The following is a 17,981-nucleotide window of genomic DNA, read 5'->3' as shown; positions in this document are numbered from 1 at the left end:
CAAGAAAAAGCCCAAACACCGCGACATTTCAATTTAGCTGGAAACACGACAATTGAACTTAGCGGGGACACACGATGTAAGAGCAAAGCTGTAATGTCGTGTTCTGGCTATTTACAGATGTCGTGTTTGCGACTGCCAGGCATCCTGCACGACACGTTGCGCCGCCACAGGAAACGTGATGCGCACGCCGAAGCCTGCTCCATCCAGCCCGTCGATGTAAGCCAACCGACCGTCTAGCGTTGCCACGATACGCGCGACGATGGACAGCCCGAGGCCGCTGCCGCTTTCGTCATGATCCGAGCCGCGGAAGAATCGATCCTGTAGTCGCGGAAGGTTCTCATTAGCGACGCCGGGGCCGTCGTCGCGCACCTCGACGCAAATCGTGTCGCGATCTCGCCACGCCGCGATTTCGACGCGACCCTGCCTGCGACCGTACTTGATTGCGTTATCGACAAGGTTGTCGAGCAGCACGCGCACCCACGCCGGCGGCACATGTGCGACAACCGGCCCGTCGACACGCGTCACCAGCGACATCTGCTTGCGGTCCGCGTGCGTTTGATGGTCGTCCAGGCACGTTTGCACGACGCGCGCGAGATCGACGTCCTCGCCCGGCACCGGCATCGCCTCGTCGAGTCGCGTGAGCGCGAGCAACTGATCGGCCAGATGCGTGCTCCGGTCGACGCCTTCGACGACCCGCTGCATCGCGCGCCGCTGACGCTCCGGATCGCGTGCGGTGAGCGCCACCTGCGCCTGAACCTTCAGCGCGGCAAGCGGGGTCTTGAGCTCGTGTGCCGCGTCGCTGGTGAACGCGCGTTCGCGATCGAGCGCACCGCGCAGGCGCCCCAGTAACGTATTGAGGGCGGCAACCAGCGGCCGCACTTCTTCCGGAATTCCCTTCGTGCCAATCGCTTCGAGGCTGCCGGGGGAACGAGCATCGATCTCTTCGGACAGCGCGCGCAGCGGTGCAAGACTGCGGCCGATCGCAAACCAGATCAATGCGGCCAGCACCGGCAGCGCGAATGCGAGGGGTCGCGCGATGCGGCGCGCCACCTCCGCAGACAGATCGGAACGGTGCGTGCGCTGCTCGAAGATGCGCACGGTACGCCCGCGCACGCGATCCGTCAGTACGTACGCGTGCCACTTCGAATTGCCGAACCGGACCGGGCTCGACGCCGCGACCGGCAACGCCGGGAGATGCTCGGCGGCCAGCCCCGGGCTCGCGGCCAGGATACGCCCGCCTGCGTCACTGACCTGATAGAGCATCCGTGGCGATGCATCGTTGTCGCCGTCGTTGTCCTGAGCCGAACGGAGCACGGTATCCGCATAGCCTGACAGATCGGCCGCGTCGAGCACGACGAACGCCCTTGCGATCTGCTCGATGCGCGTCTCGTCCCACTCCTCTGCTTCGTGAACCGCCTGGCGATAGCTCGACACCAGCGAGTACGCCCAGATCGCGACGACACCCGCGAGCACCAGCAAGGTCAGCCGTTGCCGGATCGAGCCCGTCACGGCGCCTTCTCCACGACGTAACCGACGCCGCGGATCGTGCGGATCAATTCCGCGCCGAGTTTCTTGCGCAGATTCGACACATGCACTTCGATCGCATTGCTTTCGATCTCCTCGTTCCAGCCATAGAGACTGTCCTGCAACTGCGCGCGCGACAGCGGACGCCCCTGATTCGCCAGCAGTTCGACGAGCAACGCGCATTCTCGCGTCGTCAGCGAGATCCGTTCGGTGCCGCGCGTCACCGTCATCAATCCGGGATCGACGATCAGGTCGCCGTATTCGATCGTATCGGTACCGCGGCCCTGCGAGCGTCGCACGAGCGCACGACAGCGGGCAATCAGCTCGATCAGGTCGAACGGCTTGCCGAGGTAGTCGTCGGCGCCCGCGCTCAAGCCGCTGACGCGGTCGGCGACCGTGTCGCGGGCGGTCATCACCAGCACCGGCGTGTGGTCGCGCCGCTTGCGAATCCAGTCGAGCAACTCGGTTCCCGACATGCGCGGCAGGCCGAGATCGAGCACGACGAGGTCATACGGCGTCGTTTCGAGCGCGAGCTGCGCATGCCTGCCGTCGTGCGCCCAGTCGACCGTCATGCCAGCTTCGATCAGACCGTCTTCCACTCCGCTGCCGATCAGCTTGTCGTCTTCCACGAGTAACACCCGCATGGTGTCGCGTTCCTGTTCGTCCGGACATGGCGTCCATGCGCGCACGATAACCGCACGTGCGGGAACGCATCAAGCGGCGCATCGAAAAATCCGGCCCTTAAGAATCCGTTAACGTGCGCGCCCTATGGTCGCGCTCACCGATACCAGCAACCGATCGACGACCATGCACACCCTACCGTTCCGACTCCGTTTTTGCACAACGCTGGGCCTGCTGCTTTCACTGGCTGCGGCGTCCGCGTGCGCAGGCGAAATCAAAACGCTGATGACGGACATGAAGCACGCGATGCGCGGCGCGATGGAAAGCCGGACGATTCCGGAAATGAAAGGCTACGTGACGCGGCTCGAAAGCGACGCACAACTCGCGAGCCGTCAGCGCTATCGCGACGATCAGCCCACTTACGACGAAGGCATGCGCACGTTGCGCGACGAACTCGTCGCCGTCGATCGCGCGATCGAAGCCGACGATCTGTCGGCCGCGAAGCAGGCGTTGCGGCGAATCGACGATTCGAAAAAGCGCTATCACGACCTGCTCGGCTGACCCCGGCCACGTACGCATTCGACACTGAACAGGCATCCCCGTCATGAAAACCGTTACCCGCTATCCTCTGTCGATCAGCCTGCTGCACTGGCTGCTGGCCATTGCCCTGATCGGCAACCTGACCGTCGGCTTGCTGCTCGACGACAACGAAACGCTGGTCGACCTGCACAAGTCGATCGGCATCGCCGTTCTCGTGCTCGTGGCCATTCGCATCGCGAATCGGCTGCGCATGCGGCGCCGGCTGCCGCCGTCCGTCAATCCGGCTGGCTCGCTGAACCGGCTCGCGGAACGCTGCGTCCACGGGGCGCTGTACGTGCTGATGCTCGCCATTCCCCTGCTCGGCTGGATGAAGACGAACGCGGCCGGACACCCCGCCAGCTGCTTCGGGCTCTTCTCGCTGCCGACGCTGGTGCCCAGGAGCCGCGAGCTGTCGCACTGGCTCGGAGAACTGCACGCGCTGACGGCTTACGGACTGGCCGCGCTGGTGGGATTGCACGTGCTTGGCGCGTTAGCGCACAAGCTGCTCAAGTCGGAGAACGTGTTGCCGCGCATTCTGCCGCTGCCGGCGCGCGCCGCCCGGCCGAGGATGCCGTCCGGCGACCGGAATTGAGGGCGGCCACGGGACCACGCACCGCGTTACCGGTTGATGCGGTCAGGTCTGACGAATAACGCCCGGGTCCGCGACCATCGAGTCTTCGACAATGCAGCGTCGCCCGGCACGGCCACGACGAAGGGGCTTGACGGAAGTCAACCCCGCGGAAGCCGCCCGCGCGAACAATTGCCGTGTACACGAACATCGGTGGCGACCGGGAGACATTCATGAATACCAGCGCTTCGACCGTCGAGGCAATTCCCGGCCCGTGGCGGGTGCTGATCGCCGTCGACGGATCGACTGCATCCGCATGTGCACTCGCGTACGCGAAAGCGTTTCTCCCGGCGAACGCCGCGGTGCACATCGTCAGCGTGGCGGAAAACCCGAGAGCGCTCGTCCCGCTCGGCTCGAAGGCGCTGGCCTTCCTCGAATCGGCGCGTGACGAGCTGCTCAGAGACGCATCCGATGCGCTGGTGCGTGCGCAATCCGCCATCGCGCGAGACGACCTCGCCATCGACACGGAAACCGTCGACCTGGCCACTCGCGGCGGAGATGTGGTTCATGCGCTGGCCGACTGTGCGCGCGTCTGGCAGGCCGATCTCGTGATGGTCGGCGCACGCCAGCATCACGGACTGCCCGGCTGGGTCGAAGGAACGGTATCCGGCCCGCTCGGCAAGCTCGTCGGTTGCCCGCTGCTCATCGTTCCGGACGGCTTCGCGTCGGTTGCCGAACAGCTGCCGCGGCGCATGCTGTTCGCCGTCGACGGAAGCCCGATCGCGTTCAACGCATTGCAAACGGCGTTGAAGTTCGCGCGACCGGACACCGAATTCCGGACGATACACGTGCTTGAGCGCCCCGTATCGCTGGGTGATTTCGTCCCGGTCGAGACGCTGGAAACCGCATTGATCGGCGAAGGCAATCGCGCGCTGCAAAAGGCCGCCGCTCTGCTCGGCGACAGGGCCGGGCGCGCGGGATCGCAACTGATTCAGACGGACCCGACGGGCGCTGACGTTCCCGGCCTGATCGTCCGCGACGCCGTCGAGTGGAATGCCGACATCATCGTCATGGGCACTCACGGGCGCCGCGGCGTCACGGGGTGGCTCGTCGGCAGCGTGGCCGGACGCGTCGCGCGCATCGCCAAGACGCCGGTCCTGCTCGTGAACCCGCCGCATGCGTGACGCGTCGTCTCGTCACGCATCCGCGCCGACTGCGTGAAACAGTTCCTCCTCCTGCGCGCAATGCAGGCGGACGATCGCCTCCAGCCCGTACAGCAGGCGTTGTATCGCCTGCACCTGCATGGCGTTCGTTCCGTCGCGCGGCAGGTCGGCGACCATCTGCCTGAGCGATCGGACCATCTTGAAGATCTCCCGGTGCGCACCGCTCATCGCCGCTAGCGGATCCTCGCCGCCGAGCAGCGGCGCAAGGCGCGCGTAGACGTCGCGGTCGTCGGCGCGCTCGTGCGGCAGCAACCGGTGGTCCAGCGCGTCGACGACGTCGACAAGCTCGCGGACGATGACGGCCGCCGATAGTTGCGGCAGGCGATCCGCGAGGTCCGTGATTCGATCCAGCAACGGCGACAATGCCGAATGCTCGCGCTTGAGCTGCTCGACGTCGGCATCGGTCAGCCGTGCCTGCGTCGGCCCCGAACGCGCGAGCAGAACGCGTAACGCGTTGACGATGACGACGACGTCGATGACTTCCTGAATCACCGCACCGGCAATCGGCTGCAGCCATCCCGCCGCTGCGATCGCCATCGCGACGACCGACAGCGACATGCCGATCAGCACGCTCTCGAGCGCGATCCGGCGCGACCGACGCGCGATGCGCATCGCATCCACGAGTCGATCCAGCCGATCCACCAGCAAGACGACGTCGGCTGCCTCGGATGACGCGGCCGCGCCCCGCGCACCCATCGCAATGCCCACGTCGGCCGCTGCCAGCGCCGGTGCGTCGTTCACGCCGTCGCCGACCATCATCGTCACGCCGTCCTTGCGCGCCGCCTGGATCGCCACAAGCTTGTCCGCCGGCGCCTGTTCGGCGCGCACGTCGGTGACACCAAGCAGTTCGCCGACGGCCTGGGCAATGTCGCGCCGGTCGCCCGTCAGCATGACGAGGCGCTCGATGCCTTCGCGCTTGAGCAGCCGCAACGCCCGCGGCGTGTCGAGCCGCACCTGGTCGGCCAGTTGAATCGCACCGACCATGGCGCCGTCGACGCCGACGAATACGGCCGCGCCACCCTCGCCGCCGACCCGCTTCAGGAATGCTTCGCTCCAGGGGGCAACCGTCGAGCGCGCACGGACGTACTCGAACTGCCCGATCGCGACGCTCAGGTTACCGACCCGGCCGGTCACGCCCTCGCCCGCCGTCTCCACGACGTCCGTTGGCGGCGACAAGTCGATCCGGCGCTCTCGCGCCGCGACCGTCAGCGCATCCGAAATGACATGGCCCGACGCCTGGGCCAGCGACGCCGCGACGCGCAGCACGTCGTCGGTGCCGGCACCCACGCCGCCTTCGATCGCAACGATGCGCGCGCGCCCGCCCGTCAGCGTCCCGGTCTTGTCGAAGAACAGGATCGTCGCTTGTGCGAGCCGCTCGAGCGCGCCCCCGCCTTTGACGAGGATCCCGCGCTTCGAACAACGCGACAGGCCCGACACGATGGCGACCGGCACGGCGAGGATCAACGGACAAGGCGTCGCGACGACGAGCACGGCGAGCGCGCGCGTGACATCGCCGGTCAGCAGCCAAGCGACGCCGGCGACGAGCAGCGACGCGAGCACGAAGAAGGCGGCATAGCGATCCGCGAGACGTGCGGACGGACCGCGCTCGTGTCGTGCGCGTTCGACCATGCGGACGATGCCCGCGAACGTGCTGTCGCCTGCCGTGGTGCGGGCGACCATTTCGAATGGCGCGCCGGCATTGACCACGCCGCTGCATGCGTTTTCCCCGGCGCGCCGCCGCTGGGTAGCCGACTCGCCCGTCAACATGGATTCGTCCAGTTCCGCGTCGCCGGTCAACGTGCCGTCCACGGGCGCGCATTCGCCGCTGCGCACGAGCAGCCGGTCGCCCGGGACGATGGCTTCCGGCGCGACGGCTCGCCATTCGCCATTCTCGAACAGGGTGGCCTGCCGCGGGGCTCGTGCGAGCAGCGCGGTCATGTCGCGTTGCGCGCGGTCTTGTGCATAGCGCTCCAGGGTCCGGCCGCTTGCAAGCATCAATGCGATGACCGCAGCAGTCAGCGTTTCGTCGAGCACGATCGCCAGGCCGATCGCGAGCCATGCAAGCACGTCGATGCCGGCCTGCCGTTTTGCCACCGCCTTTGCAAGCGACAACGTCAATGCCAGCAAGACCGGCACGGTTCCCAGCAGCCAGGCGAGCCGCGCGAATGAAGGCCGGCCGACCGCCAAGCACATGCCCCCGGCAGCGAGCGTGGAAGCAGCCAGGATCAGCAACCCAAGATCGATCGACCAGCGGATTCGGGACATGATCATCGTTCCGATCGCCGCGCACGGCGGGCGCCGCGTGCGGTTCCGGTTGGGGACGGTGTGGCATCAGTCTAGGAAACGCCGCGGTTCGGCCCTTGACCTGCGTCACGGCGAAGCGCGTCGCGCGAACGACCGGCACGGCGCGTTGCTTGACGTGTATCAAGCGGCCGGCGCCTTTCGTCAGCACAATCGAAGCGTGACGCCCGATGACGTGGAGCCGATATCGTGCTGACGCTGGCCCTGCTCTTTTTGCTGATTCTCCTCCTGAATCTCATCCCGGCGTTTGCGCCGCCCACGTGGATGGCGATGTCGTGGGTCGGGTTCAACCTGCCCGACGGCAATCCGCTGGTCTTTGCCGTCGTGGCGGCCGGCGCGGCGACGACCGGCCGCGTCATTCTGGCGACCTTCGCGAGATCGCTCGTGCGCTCCCGCTGGATACGGGACTCGGACCGCGAGAACATCGACGTCGCCACGCGGTGGCTGCGCAAGCACCGTACGCTCACCGCCGGCGCGTTTTTCTTCTATGCGTTGAGCCCGCTGCCGTCGAACTATCTGTTCATCGCATACGGATTGTCCGGATTGCCGCTCAGGATCATCGCCGCGGCGTTCTTCGTCGGTCGCGTCACGACCTATGCGATTTGGGCACATGTCGGCCGCTTCGCGTCGACCCGGCTGGACGTGGAATCCGGGCTGGAAGGCTCCTACCTCGGCGGATACTTCATCGTCACGCAACTGGTGCTGCTCGGCGTCGTATTCGCGTTGATGAAGCTCGACTGGCGCGCGCTCCTCGACGAGCGCCGGCTGACGTTCAGGCGCGGCCATCCTCCGCGCGGCGCCGAATGACGCCCGCATGCGCGCCGCGGCGCCTGCCGGCCATGCATCCCGGGCGTGACTTCGGCGATGCGCTCCCGCCTGCGCAGATCGACGTGGGTCGTCACGTTCGGCACGCGGCGATGCCGCATCACACGCGCGCGCGCATCGACGGCGATATCGTGCCCTTGTGCGACGGTTGGATCGGCGTCGATGTCGAGATGCGCGTCGACGAGGATCGGGTCGCCGGTGCCACGAGCACGATGCGCACGATCGAGCGCGCTGCCGGCGGCTGTCAGTCGTCGTCTGGGGCAACGCCGGCGGCACGACGGCCCGTGTCCGTCGCGACAGCCGGGTCCGGTTGAGCAGGCTGCGGTGCTGCCTGCCATTGCGTCCACCACCAGCCGATCACCGCTGCCGCCATCACGATGGCGATCCCCCACCACGCTCGCCGGATGCCGTCGACCGGCGCACCGCGCTTGTAGCCGGTCACCATCGCGCCGGCCAGATTCTCGCGATGCAAGAAGCTGCTGACGACAACGGCAGCGACATGGACGACGACGAGCGCGAGCATGGCGCTCGCCGCGCCCTCATGAAGATCGCCGAAGGAATCGCCGTTTCCGGTGTAGGCCATCCAGCCGGTCATTCCGGTGACGACCGTCATCGCCAGCATGGCGACGATCGCCACCGCGCCGGCCGGGTTGTGGCCGACGTGACGTTCGGGCCGGGCATTCGCCACGCTCAGAACGTAGCGGAACACGGCAGCCGGCGAACGCACGAACGACGAGAACCGTGCATGACGCGTGCCGGCCACGCCCCATACGAGGCGAAACGCGACGAGCGCCAGCATCGTGTAGCCGAATGCGACGTGCATCAGTCGCCATCGCTCGCTGTCGGCGGTCAGCCACGCACCGGCGAACGCAATGGCGGTCAGCCAGTGGAATGCGCGCACCGGCGCGTCCCAGACCAATATGCGCGCGGACTGCGGGCGCGCCGGTTCACCGTGTGCTCGGGATGCGGACGAATCGTTCATCGAAATTTCCTTTGTCGGCTTGCGCATGACATGCGGCGCAATTCGACGGCCGCTTCACCGCGGGGCTGCGCCACACGGACGCAGGAACCTCGTCATGCGTGGCGACGAACCATGCCGACCGCGTGATCCTGTCTTCCGGCGGCCGGCGCGCCGCGGCGCCCGTCGCCGCGTGTGACGTCAGCCACGTTTCCAGTTGCCCGAGCGTCGTCGAGTCCAGCGTCGCATCGGCGCCGAAATGACGGTCGAGACCGTTCAGGATGCGCCGCCACGACTCGGCCGGCAGCGCCCCGGGCGGATAGGCGACATGGCAGGTCGCGCACTCCTGCCGGTACTTCGGCAGCAACGGAGTCGCGACGCCGCGCATTTCGTCTTCCGCCCGCGCCATGCACGGCACCAGCGACATCAGCAGCATCGCGAGCATGCTTGCTCGTACATGCTGCCGCGCGGCGAGCCCGAGGGAAGATGTTGCCGGTTCGATGTCGTTCATGATCGTTCGCCGTCAGGGTTTCAGACTCATGAGCCAGCTCAGCACGTCGGCCTTCTCGGCCGCCGAGCATTCGCGTCCGACGACGTCCTTGCAGTTCCTGTGGAACCACTTTTCCGTCTTGGCGCCGTCCGTGAACCGGGCCGGGTTGAAACCGGGCGCGAGCGGCTCGATGCCCTTGCCGGTAACGACATGTCTGCCTGCGCCGGTCGGCGTGCCGCCATGGCAGGTCGCACAGCTCCAGTCGCGCCCATGCCGGGACGTGAAGAACTGCTGACCGCGCGACGGCACGGCATCCACGCCTGACTGTGCCGTGTAGCCGGCCAGCAACTGCGCCGGCGTTTCGGCTCCGGCGCCTGTGCTGGCGGCAACGCACACGGCGGCCCCCAGGCAGGCCCGGCAAAGCATGCGAACCGGGTCGGATATGCGCATCGTGGTTCTCCTGAGCGATGCGTTCATCTTCGTGCGAATTCCTTATCGGATTCTTAACGCACTGATGCCGGACCGCATCGCGAGTGCGATGCCGGCGGCCGGTCCGGGAGTTGCACCGGGTTCGACCGCTGTTGCTGCGAGCATTCCGCCAGCCGGTCATTCCACATTCACGCAAGTCAAGACCTCGACATCCGGCGTTTGAATCGATACGCGTATGGGACTGGATGTCGAATCCGCCGGACCGGCCAAGCGCACGACAACGACAGCAGAAGCAGGCGGGCGATCACGCGCAAAGGCCATGGCAACCTGGTGGAACGTTTGCCGCATTTTTGCCATCGCGGCGTGCATGCCGCCGAGCCAGATCAGCGATCGCTCGCACGCGGGCGAGATCGCGCACGGCTCAGGCTGTCCGCGGGTTTGCCTGCGCAACCAGTTCGGCGTGAATTCGCTCGACGTCGTCGCGCGTGCACAGCGCCGTCCCGGGACGTTCGACCGATGCCGCCGACGCCGCCAGCGCATAGCGGCATGCATCGTCGAACGGCACGCCGCGCGCGAGCGCCCAGACCATGCCGCCGACGAAACTGTCGCCGGCGCCGACCGTGCTGCACACCGTTGCAGGCCTGCCGGGCAGGCGCAGCGCCCGATCGCGCGTGACGACCCATGCGCCGCGCGCGCCGAGCGTCAACGCGACGATGTCGGCCTGGCCGCGCGCGACGAGCTCGCCGGCCTTCCGGCATGCCGACGTCTCGTCGAGCGGTTCGCCGGCCAGCGCGCTCAGCTCGCCGAGACTCGGCTTCACGAGATAAACCCCCGCTTCGAGCGCCGCGTGCAGCGCCCGGCCCGCAGCATCGACGACCACCCGGCTGCCGCGCGACTTCGCCGTCCGCGCGAGCGTCGCGTAGAGATCGTCGGGCGCGCCGGGCGGCAGGCTGCCACTCAACACCAGATAGCGCGGCGGCGGCTGCAACGCGTCGATGCGCGCCGCGCAGTCGCGCCACTCGGCCTGCGTGACGAGCGGCCCCGGCATCAGGAAGCGGTATTCGCGCGCTGTCGAGGTTTCCGTCACGCAGACGTTTTCACGGGTCTCGCCGGCGATCCCGATACGCAGCGCGGGCAGGCGCTCGGCTTCGAGCAGGCGGGCCAATACGTCGCCGGTCGGCCCGCCGGCCAGGTACAGCGCGACGCAGTCTCCGCCGAGCCGGCAAATGGTGCGGGCAACGTTGATCCCGCCGCCGCCCGGGTCGCGCCGCGGCCGCGCGCAGCGCAGCTTGTGCGTGTCGACGATGTGCTCGACGGACGTCGCGACATCGACGGCCGGATTCAAGGTGACGGTAACGATGTCGGTCATGATGGATGGCTTGCGGTCGACGGCATGCGCGCCCTGCCGGCTCGTGCGACGCCCGGCGGCGCGGCGAATCCCGACAGCCGACGGATGCCGGACGTGGTTCCACGTTACATTCGATGCCGGCCGCCGCGTTGACCGCGGTCAAGCCGGGCCGCGAAGGCGCGCCGTGGCGCTCGACCACCGACGCGTCCGGCCAAACTCATGCAATGAAGCATTCGTCGTCGCCGAGCCTCGCCATGGACGGGCAGCCGCTCTGCACGACCGTGTTCGCCGAACGCCATGCGCAGCCGCGCGAAACATCATGCGCGGCCGTATTCCCTTACGTCGCCCGCCCGCCGTCGCTCGCCGAACCGGTCGAGCTGCGCGTGCAGGTCGAGCGCGCGGCGTGCGCGACGCGCGCTCGACCAGAAGCCGGTCGCAACGGTCAGGCGACGGTCAGCCGGTCGACGACTTCCCGAACGCCGCGCACCGATCCCGCCGCACCGCACGCGGCGCGCCGTTCGGCGAGCGACGCGACCGTACCGGTCAACGTGACGATGCCGTCGGCCGCTTCGATCGAAATTCCGGCGGATTCGCGCTGCGCGCGCCGCGCAAGCGCTTCGGCGATCCGGGTGCCGACGTCCGGCACGGTGTGGTCGGCACGCACGCGAATGCGGTTCGCCACGCCGACGCCGCCGATCATCCGGCTGACCACCTTTTCCGCCGCGCGGCTCTGGAACGCGTGATCCACTTCGCCGTCGAGGGTCACACAACCGTGATCGACTTCGACGCTGATCTTGTGACCGCGCAATGCGTCCTGCCAGTTGAGCGCGAACGTGATCGCGATCGCCAGCGCCTGGTCCGCGCACGCGTTTTCGGGTGGTGCGACGTTCATTTCGAGCACGAGCGCGCGTGCGTCGGCGACGTGCAGCGCCGTTTTCTGCGCCTCGAGCTTTTGGGCCCAGCTGTCGACGGTGCCGCGCAGCGTCACGATCCGGTCGTGGACCTCGACGTCGATCCGGCGCGCGTCGATCGCCGGATTCCAGAACAACGCCTGCTCGACATCCTGCTTGAGTGCTGCATCGGACTTCATGTCGGTCTCCCGTCGCTACGCGCGCCGATCGCGAAGGATGCGACCGCCGGCGCGCCGTGCCGGATTGAGCATCGCGCATGGCGCCAGCGGTGGCTTGACGCGGATCAATCGTCTGCTGCGTTACTCCAATTGCACGCAGGCATGCACATGCGTAATTCGTCTGTTGATGCAGATCAACGGTGCTTCGCAGCGCGACTCCATCATGACGGCAGACGCTGCGAATGCCGTGGCAACGTAAACATCGGGCACCGAGCCGGCAGCGCGCCCTCCCGGGAGATCGTCATGAACCGAAAGCAGTTTCGTTACGCATTGGCGACGCTGAGCGTGTTCGTTGCGCTGGCGTCGCTCGCCGGCATCGTGCACGGCATGCTGTTCGACGAGCGGGTGTTCAGGTATTCGATCGGCACGTTGATCCTGAGCATCGTGTCGTTCGTCGTGCTGCTCAATCTCGCGCCGGGCGAGGGCCCGTAGACGAAACATCGACTGCGCAATCCGCGCCGCGCGTGTCAAGCGAGGGTTCATTCGAAACGCATTCCCGCCGCAGTGACCCAGATCAAGGGAGCGCGCGGCAATCGTCGGATATAAGTGAACCCTGAGCGGCGTCGCCACGACGGCAGCGCCTTCCCGTATTCCCGTATCCGATGAGGCATCCGATGCGCGTTGTCGCGCTTGCCCCGCTGTGTCAGCCTGCGTCTGCGTCTGCACTGCGCTCCCGTCTCGTCGCGCTGGCGGCGAGCGCGTGCCTGCTGTCGGGATGCCTGTCGTTCGCGCCCTCCGACGATCGTCCCGCCGCGCCGATTCCCGCCGCGTTTCCCGATCCCGCGGCGCACGCAGCGCCCGTTTCGAACGCGCCGACTGCCTGGCAAGACTACTTCGTCGACGTGCGTTTGCGCGCGTTGATCGACCAGGCGCTCGCGAACAACCGCGATCTGCAGGCCGCCGTTGCGCGCGTCGAACAGGCGCGCGCCGTCTACGGCATCCGCGCTGCCGATCAGTGGCCGATGATCGGCGCCGGTGCGGCCTATGCGCGGTTTCGAACTCCGGGCGGCTTCCTGACCCCTGCGCCCGCCATCGGCCAGCTCTACGAGATTCAGCTCGCCGAGACGCAATGGGAGATCGATTTCTGGGGCCGCGTGCGCAACATGAAGGAAGCCGCGCGACAGCGCTTTCTCGCGAGCGACGCGGCCCGGCAAGCGGTGGCGTTGAGCGTGATCACCGGGGTCGCGAACGCGTATCTGTCCCTGTGCGAGATCGACGAGCGGATCGCGCTGACGCAGGCGACGATCGATACGCGGCGCGAATCGCTGCGTATTTTCCGGTTGCGTCACGCGGCCGGTGCGATTTCGCGCCTGGACCTCACGCAGTCGGAAATCCTGCTGCAGCAGGCGGAGTCGCTTGGGACGCAGTTGCAGCAGGCGCGTGCGTCGGCCGCCGATGCTCTGGCATTGCTCGTCGGCGCGACGCCGGATCTGGCCGACACGCCGCTCGCGCTCGACGATGGCGCCGTGCTGCCGGCTCTCGCCCCCGGCCTGCCCGCTTCGCTGCTGTTCCGGCGTCCGGACGTGATCGCGGCGGAGCACGAATTGCAGGCAACGCGCGCGAATATTGGCGCGGCCCGCGCCGCGTTCTTCCCGCGCATCGCGTTGACGAGCGCGATCGGTTCGGGAAGCAGCGCACTGCACGACCTGCTGTCGTCCGGCGCGGGCGTGTGGTCGGTGATTCCGAACCTGACGCTGCCGCTTGTCGACGGCGGCCGCAACCGGTCGAATCTCGCCCTCGCGCGCGCGCAGCGCGACGAAGCCCTGGCCAACTACGAGAAGACCGCGCAGCGCGCATTCCGCGACGTATCCGATGCGCTCGCCGCGCGCTATTGGCTCGCCGACCAGGTTGCCATCGAACGCGCGACGCTCGCGTCCCAGGCCGAGCGGGCGCGTCTCGCGCAGCTGCGCTACGACAGCGGTGCAACGCGCTTTCTCGAAGTGCTCGATGCGCAACGCGACCTGATGAACGCGCAGCAGCAGTGGGTGATGACGCGTCGCGCATTGTTGTCGAGCCGCGTTGCGCTGTACGGCGCACTCGGCGGCGGCACGACCGACGCCGGCGGCGCCAGCGCCGAGCGCGGCCACTCTCCCGGCGATTCGGGCTCCAGATAATGAAAACCATCAAGCACCCTCTTCTGATCGGTACCGGCGTGGCCGTGCTCGCGCTCGGCGTCGCCTGGTACGGCTGGACGCGCTGGCGGGACGCACGGGCGGATGCCGGGCTCGTCAGCGGCAACGGCCGCATCGAAGCGACCGAGATCGATGTCGCGACCAAGTTGCCGGGGCGGGTCACTGCGATGCTCGTCGACGAGGGAGACTTCGTGACGGCCGGTCAGCCGCTTGCACGCATGGACGTCGTCGTGCTGCGCGCGCAGCTCGACGAAGCGCAGGCACGCGAACAGCAGGCGGTGAACACGGCCGCGAGCATCGACGCGCAGGTGGCCCAGCGCCGCAGCGACAAGGCCGCGGCGGCCGCGCTCGTCGTGCAGCGGGAAAGCGAGCTGGACGCCGCGATGCGACGGCTTGCGCGTTCCGAAACGCTGTCGCGGGACGGCGCGTCGTCGCTGCAGGAACTCGACGACGATCGGGCACGCGCGGGCAGCCTGCGGGCGACGGTGAATGCGGCGCGCGCCCAGGTGGAAGCCGCCCAGGCCGGGATCGACGCAACCCGGGCTCAGCTCGTCGCAGCGCGCTCCGCAGTAACGGCCGCGCAGGCGACGGTTGCACGCGTGCAGGCCGATATCTCGGACAGCGAGCTCACGTCGCCGCGCGACGGGCGCGTGCAGTATCGCGTTGCCGAACCGGGTGAAGTCCTGCCGGCAGGCGGCAAGGTGGTCAATGTCGTCGACCTGTCCGACGTCTACATGACGTTTTTCCTGCCGGAAACGGTCGTCGGCAGAGTTCCGCTCGGCGCCGACGTGCGCATCGTGCTCGACGCGGCGCCGGAATACGTGATCCCAGCCCGCGTGTCGTATGTGTCGAGCACCGCGCAATTCACGCCGAAGACGGTCGAGACGGCGACCGAACGGCAGAAGCTGATGTTTCGGGTCAAGGCGCGCATCGACCGCGATCTGCTGCAGCGCCACCTGAAGCTCGTCAAGACCGGCCTGCCGGGTGTCGCGTGGCTGAAGACCGATTCGCACGCTGCATGGCCTGCTCGCCTCGCGATCAAGGTGCCGCAATGAAGGCAACGGCGCCCGTCGAGACGGATGCCGGCGCGGCCGACGATCCGCCGGCATCCGTGCAATCGGGCCTGGTCGCGCGGCTGGCGCGCGTATCGTTGCGCTACGGCGATACGTACGCGCTCGACGACGTAACGCTCGATATCCCCGCCGGCCTCATGATCGGGCTGATCGGGCCGGACGGTGTCGGCAAGTCGAGCCTGCTCGCGCTCGTGTCGGGCGCGCGTGCGATCCAGCAGGGTCGCGTCTGGACGCTCGACGGCGATCTGTCATCGCGCCGCCATCGCGCACGCGTGTGCACGCGCATTGCGTATATGCCGCAAGGGCTCGGCCGGAACCTGTACGCGACGCTGTCGGTCGACGAAAACCTGCAGTTCTTCGCGAGACTGTTCGGCCATGATGCGGCCGAGCGACGCCGCCGCATCGACGCGCTCACGCACAGCACCGGCCTTCATCCGTTCCTCGACCGCCCTGCCGGCAAACTGTCCGGCGGCATGAAGCAGAAACTCGGCCTGTGCTGCGCGTTGATTCACGATCCCGACCTGCTGATCCTCGACGAACCGACAACCGGTGTGGATCCGCTATCGCGCGCGCAGTTCTGGGATCTGATCGAACGCATCCGCGCCGCACGTCCGGCGATGAGCGTGCTGGTGGCGACCGCCTACATGGACGAGGCACGGCGCTTCGACCGGCTGATCGCGATGGACGCCGGCCACGTGCTGGCGACCGGCAGCCCCCGCGAACTGCTCGCGCGCACCGGTTGCGACACGCTCGAAGCCGCGTTCATCGCGTTGCTGCCGGACGCGCGACGGCACGGGCATCAGCCGATCGGGCTGACGCCGTTCGAGCCCGGCGCAGCCGACGATTATGCGATCGAAGCCGACGGGCTGACGATGCGCTTCGGCGATTTCGTCGCCGTGGACCATGTGAGCCTGAAGATCCGTCGCGGCGAAATCTTCGGGTTTCTCGGCTCCAACGGCTGCGGCAAGTCGACGACCATGAAGATGCTCACGGGCCTGCTGCCCGCATCGGAAGGCACGGCGACGCTATTCGGCCGCCCCATCGCCGCAAACGACATCGACACGCGCCGGCGGGTCGGCTATATGTCGCAGGGGTTTTCGCTGTACGGCGAGCTGACCGTCAGGCAGAACCTCGTGCTGCATGCACGCCTGTTCGGCGTGCCGGAACGGGACCTGCCCGCGCGCATCGACGAAATGGTCGGGCGCTTCGGGCTCGCCGGCGTGCTGGACGCACTGCCGGAACGCCTGCCGCTCGGCATGCGGCAGCGGCTTTCGCTTGCGGTGGCAATGGTTCACAAGCCCGACCTGCTGATCCTCGACGAACCGACTTCGGGCGTCGATCCCGTCGCGCGCGACGATTTCTGGCGGCTGATGATCGAACTCGCGCGCAACGATCGCGTCACGATTTTCATTTCGACGCACTTCATGAACGAAGCCGCGCGTTGCGACCGGATCTCGCTGATGCACGCGGGCCGCGTGCTGGCGAGCGCGGCGCCCGACGAGCTGGTCCGCGTGCGGGGCGCCGACACGCTCGAGGCCGCATTCATCGGCTACCTGACCGACGCGCAGCGCGCGGATGGCGCTCCGGCGGACGCGTCGTCGAGCACGGACTGGCTCGCGCCGCCGGATGCGCGCGGTTCCGCTCGCGGCACCGTATGGTTCAGTCCCGCGCGCGCCGGCAGCTACCTGTGGCGCGAACTGCTGGAACTGCGTCGCGACCCGCTGCGCGCGACGCTCGCGCTGTTTGGCTCGCTCGTGCTGATGTGCGTGATCAGCATCGGCATCAGTCTCGACGTGGACAACTTGACGTTCGCCGTGCTCGATCAGGATCAGTCGATGCTCAGCCAGGACTACGCGCAGAATCTCGCGGGCTCCCGCTATTTCGTGCCGCGCGCACAGCTGGCCGACGATCGCGACGTCGATCGCCGCATGCGCAACGGCCAGCTGTCGCTGGCGATCGAGATCCCGCCCGGTTTCGCCCGCAACGTCGCGCGCGGCCGGCACGTGGAGATCGGCGCGTGGGTCGACGGCGCGATGCCGATGCGTGCGGAAACGATCCGCGGCTACGTGGCCGGCATGCACGAAAACTGGCTGCGCGATCAGGCCCGGCGCCGCCTCGGCATGTCGCTCGCACCGGCCGTCGATATCGCGATCCGCTATCGGTACAACCCGGACGTCAAGAGTCTGCCCGCGATGATCCCCGCGATCATGCCGATGCTGCTGCTGATGCTGCCCGCGATGCTGACCGCGCTCGCCGTCGTGCGGGAACGCGAGCTCGGATCGATCGTGAACCTGTACGTGACGCCCGTCACGCGTGCGGAATTCCTGCTCGGCAAGCAGGCGCCGTACGTGATGCTCGCCATGCTGAATTTTCTGCTGATGGTCGTGCTCGCCGACGTCGTGTTCGGCGTGCGCATCAAGGGAAGCTTCGCGACCCTGGCTGCCGCGGTGCTGATCTTCAACGTCGTCGCCACCGGCATCGGGCTGTTTGCGTCGACGTTCACGCGCAGCCAGATCGCAGCGATTTTCATGACGATCGTCGGCACGCTGATTCCGGTCGTGCAGTTCTCCGGCCTGCTCACGCCGCTGTCGTCGCTCGAAGGCAGCGGCAAGTGGATCGGTACGGTCTATCCGGCAACTTACATGCTCGCGATCAGCCGCGGCGTCTACAACAAGGCGCTCGGTCTGGCCGATCTGTCGTCCCGGTTCTGGCCGCTGCTCGCCGCCGTGCCGGTGATCATGGTCGCGACCGGCCTGCTGCTGCGCAAACAGGAGCGATGAG

18 protein-coding genes and 1 pseudogene are annotated in these 17,981 nt (G+C 67.5%); 10 read left to right on the top strand and 9 right to left on the bottom strand.

From position 1 onward, the window contains the following. Positions 1 to 111 precede the first annotated feature (111 nt). On the bottom strand, positions 112 to 1,509 hold the full coding sequence (locus KDW55_RS05070; RefSeq protein WP_212160057.1) for an ATP-binding protein: 1,398 nt from the start codon (positions 1,507 to 1,509) through the stop codon (positions 112 to 114). Next, positions 1,506 to 2,168, bottom strand: a complete 663-nt coding sequence (locus tag KDW55_RS05065) for a response regulator transcription factor (protein ID WP_040141126.1) — start codon at positions 2,166 to 2,168, stop codon at positions 1,506 to 1,508. Before KDW55_RS05065 ends, KDW55_RS05070 begins: the two co-directional genes overlap by 4 nt. A 262-nt stretch (positions 2,169 to 2,430) precedes the next feature. On the opposite strand from KDW55_RS05065, the gene KDW55_RS05060 reads away from it, so the two are divergent. The 3 genes from KDW55_RS05060 (at position 2,431) to KDW55_RS05050 (ending at position 4,476) form a co-directional block, all read left to right on the top strand. Next, positions 2,431 to 2,706, top strand: a complete 276-nt coding sequence (locus tag KDW55_RS05060) for a cytochrome b562 (RefSeq protein WP_231748546.1) — start codon at positions 2,431 to 2,433, stop codon at positions 2,704 to 2,706. Positions 2,707 to 2,749: 43 nt separating this feature from the next. After that, on the top strand, positions 2,750 to 3,316 hold the full coding sequence (locus KDW55_RS05055) for a cytochrome b/b6 domain-containing protein (protein ID WP_209822608.1): 567 nt from the start codon (positions 2,750 to 2,752) through the stop codon (positions 3,314 to 3,316). A gap of 209 nt (positions 3,317 to 3,525) precedes the next feature. Beyond that, positions 3,526 to 4,476, top strand: coding sequence for a universal stress protein (locus KDW55_RS05050; protein ID WP_212160058.1), 951 nt, complete (start codon positions 3,526 to 3,528; stop codon positions 4,474 to 4,476). Positions 4,477 to 4,488: 12 nt separating this feature from the next. Here the strand turns inward: KDW55_RS05050 and KDW55_RS05045 are convergent, their stop codons facing one another. Beyond that, positions 4,489 to 6,780 carry a heavy metal translocating P-type ATPase gene (locus KDW55_RS05045; protein ID WP_212160059.1) on the bottom strand — a complete coding sequence of 764 codons (2,292 nt, stop codon included), beginning with the start codon at positions 6,778 to 6,780 and terminating at the stop codon, positions 4,489 to 4,491. Between KDW55_RS05045 and KDW55_RS05040 the strand changes: the two genes are divergently transcribed. Next, entirely contained in the window at positions 6,779 to 7,012 is a 234-nt protein-coding gene (locus KDW55_RS05040) for a hypothetical protein (protein WP_059546900.1), read from the top strand. The genes KDW55_RS05045 and KDW55_RS05040 overlap by 2 nt on opposite strands. After that, positions 7,006 to 7,623 (top strand): membrane protein, encoded by a 618-nt coding sequence (locus KDW55_RS05035; RefSeq protein ID WP_040139811.1) that lies wholly within the window; start codon positions 7,006 to 7,008, stop codon positions 7,621 to 7,623. The genes KDW55_RS05040 and KDW55_RS05035 overlap by 7 nt, the downstream gene beginning before the upstream one ends. Positions 7,624 to 7,685: 62 nt before the next feature. Here the strand turns inward: KDW55_RS05035 and KDW55_RS05030 are convergent. The 4 genes and pseudogenes from KDW55_RS05030 to KDW55_RS05015 all read right to left on the bottom strand — a co-directional run. Then, positions 7,686 to 7,853: pseudogene (locus KDW55_RS05030) on the bottom strand (cation transporter dimerization domain-containing protein); the annotation flags it as partial. 32 nt (positions 7,854 to 7,885) lie between these two features. Beyond that, a complete protein-coding gene (locus tag KDW55_RS05025) occupies positions 7,886 to 8,623 on the bottom strand; it encodes a cytochrome b/b6 domain-containing protein (RefSeq protein ID WP_212160060.1) in 738 nt (245 codons plus the stop codon). Beyond that, a complete protein-coding gene (locus KDW55_RS05020; RefSeq protein WP_212160061.1) occupies positions 8,589 to 9,110 on the bottom strand; it encodes a diheme cytochrome c in 522 nt (173 codons plus the stop codon). The genes KDW55_RS05025 and KDW55_RS05020 overlap by 35 nt, the downstream gene beginning before the upstream one ends. A 12-nt stretch (positions 9,111 to 9,122) precedes the next feature. Next, positions 9,123 to 9,515, bottom strand: a complete 393-nt coding sequence (locus KDW55_RS05015) for a DUF1924 domain-containing protein (protein WP_226208969.1) — start codon at positions 9,513 to 9,515, stop codon at positions 9,123 to 9,125. 25 nt (positions 9,516 to 9,540) lie between these two features. Between KDW55_RS05015 and KDW55_RS05010 the strand changes: the two genes are divergently transcribed. After that, a complete protein-coding gene (locus KDW55_RS05010; protein WP_167432672.1) occupies positions 9,541 to 9,741 on the top strand; it encodes a hypothetical protein in 201 nt (66 codons plus the stop codon). A 198-nt stretch (positions 9,742 to 9,939) separates the two neighbouring features. Here KDW55_RS05010 and KDW55_RS05005 read toward each other — a convergent pair whose 3' ends face one another. Continuing rightward, positions 9,940 to 10,887 (bottom strand): 1-phosphofructokinase family hexose kinase, encoded by a 948-nt coding sequence (locus KDW55_RS05005; RefSeq protein ID WP_040141134.1) that lies wholly within the window; start codon positions 10,885 to 10,887, stop codon positions 9,940 to 9,942. A 421-nt stretch (positions 10,888 to 11,308) separates the two neighbouring features. Then, positions 11,309 to 11,956 carry a BON domain-containing protein gene (locus tag KDW55_RS05000; protein ID WP_212160062.1) on the bottom strand — a complete coding sequence of 216 codons (648 nt, stop codon included), beginning with the start codon at positions 11,954 to 11,956 and terminating at the stop codon, positions 11,309 to 11,311. A 282-nt stretch (positions 11,957 to 12,238) separates the two neighbouring features. Here KDW55_RS05000 and KDW55_RS04995 point away from each other — a divergent pair, with 282 nt between their 5' ends. The 4 genes from KDW55_RS04995 (at position 12,239) to rbbA (ending at position 17,980) form a co-directional block, all read left to right on the top strand. Further along, positions 12,239 to 12,427: a DUF2964 family protein gene (locus KDW55_RS04995; RefSeq protein WP_040139817.1), complete on the top strand. Its 189-nt coding sequence runs from the start codon at positions 12,239 to 12,241 to the stop codon at positions 12,425 to 12,427. 182 nt (positions 12,428 to 12,609) lie between these two features. Next, a complete protein-coding gene (locus KDW55_RS04990; RefSeq protein WP_212160063.1) occupies positions 12,610 to 14,109 on the top strand; it encodes an efflux transporter outer membrane subunit in 1,500 nt (499 codons plus the stop codon). Then, on the top strand, positions 14,109 to 15,182 hold the full coding sequence (locus KDW55_RS04985) for an HlyD family efflux transporter periplasmic adaptor subunit (RefSeq protein ID WP_212160064.1): 1,074 nt from the start codon (positions 14,109 to 14,111) through the stop codon (positions 15,180 to 15,182). The genes KDW55_RS04990 and KDW55_RS04985 overlap by 1 nt, the downstream gene beginning before the upstream one ends. Further along, positions 15,179 to 17,980, top strand: coding sequence for a ribosome-associated ATPase/putative transporter RbbA (rbbA, locus tag KDW55_RS04980; protein ID WP_249173833.1), 2,802 nt, complete (start codon positions 15,179 to 15,181; stop codon positions 17,978 to 17,980). Before KDW55_RS04985 ends, rbbA begins: the two co-directional genes overlap by 4 nt. The last annotated feature ends 1 nt before the right edge of the window (position 17,981 follow it).

The organism is Burkholderia sp. AU19243, assembly GCF_018148075.1.
Taxonomy (GTDB): domain Bacteria; phylum Pseudomonadota; class Gammaproteobacteria; order Burkholderiales; family Burkholderiaceae; genus Burkholderia; species Burkholderia latens_A.
This window is presented reverse-complemented; position numbering and strand designations above follow the sequence as displayed.

What these genes read in the sequence shown, in the direction of transcription:
- KDW55_RS05065 (WP_040141126.1), bottom strand. Translation starts at nt 2,168, where the DNA reads ATGCGGGTGTTACTCGTGGAAGACGACAAGCTGATCGGCAGCGGAGTG.
- KDW55_RS05060 (WP_231748546.1), top strand. Translation starts at nt 2,431, where the DNA reads ATGACGGACATGAAGCACGCGATGCGCGGCGCGATGGAAAGCCGGACG.
- KDW55_RS05055 (WP_209822608.1), top strand. Translation starts at nt 2,750, where the DNA reads ATGAAAACCGTTACCCGCTATCCTCTGTCGATCAGCCTGCTGCACTGG.
- KDW55_RS05050 (WP_212160058.1), top strand. Translation starts at nt 3,526, where the DNA reads ATGAATACCAGCGCTTCGACCGTCGAGGCAATTCCCGGCCCGTGGCGG.
- KDW55_RS05040 (WP_059546900.1), top strand. Translation starts at nt 6,779, where the DNA reads ATGATCATCGTTCCGATCGCCGCGCACGGCGGGCGCCGCGTGCGGTTC.
- KDW55_RS05045 (WP_212160059.1), bottom strand. Translation starts at nt 6,780, where the DNA reads ATGTCCCGAATCCGCTGGTCGATCGATCTTGGGTTGCTGATCCTGGCT.
- KDW55_RS05025 (WP_212160060.1), bottom strand. Translation starts at nt 8,623, where the DNA reads ATGAACGATTCGTCCGCATCCCGAGCACACGGTGAACCGGCGCGCCCG.
- KDW55_RS05020 (WP_212160061.1), bottom strand. Translation starts at nt 9,110, where the DNA reads ATGAACGACATCGAACCGGCAACATCTTCCCTCGGGCTCGCCGCGCGG.
- KDW55_RS05015 (WP_226208969.1), bottom strand. Translation starts at nt 9,515, where the DNA reads ATGCTTTGCCGGGCCTGCCTGGGGGCCGCCGTGTGCGTTGCCGCCAGC.
- KDW55_RS05005 (WP_040141134.1), bottom strand. Translation starts at nt 10,887, where the DNA reads ATGACCGACATCGTTACCGTCACCTTGAATCCGGCCGTCGATGTCGCG.
- KDW55_RS05000 (WP_212160062.1), bottom strand. Translation starts at nt 11,956, where the DNA reads ATGAAGTCCGATGCAGCACTCAAGCAGGATGTCGAGCAGGCGTTGTTC.
- KDW55_RS04995 (WP_040139817.1), top strand. Translation starts at nt 12,239, where the DNA reads ATGAACCGAAAGCAGTTTCGTTACGCATTGGCGACGCTGAGCGTGTTC.
- KDW55_RS04990 (WP_212160063.1), top strand. Translation starts at nt 12,610, where the DNA reads ATGCGCGTTGTCGCGCTTGCCCCGCTGTGTCAGCCTGCGTCTGCGTCT.
- KDW55_RS04985 (WP_212160064.1), top strand. Translation starts at nt 14,109, where the DNA reads ATGAAAACCATCAAGCACCCTCTTCTGATCGGTACCGGCGTGGCCGTG.
- rbbA (WP_249173833.1), top strand. Translation starts at nt 15,179, where the DNA reads ATGAAGGCAACGGCGCCCGTCGAGACGGATGCCGGCGCGGCCGACGAT.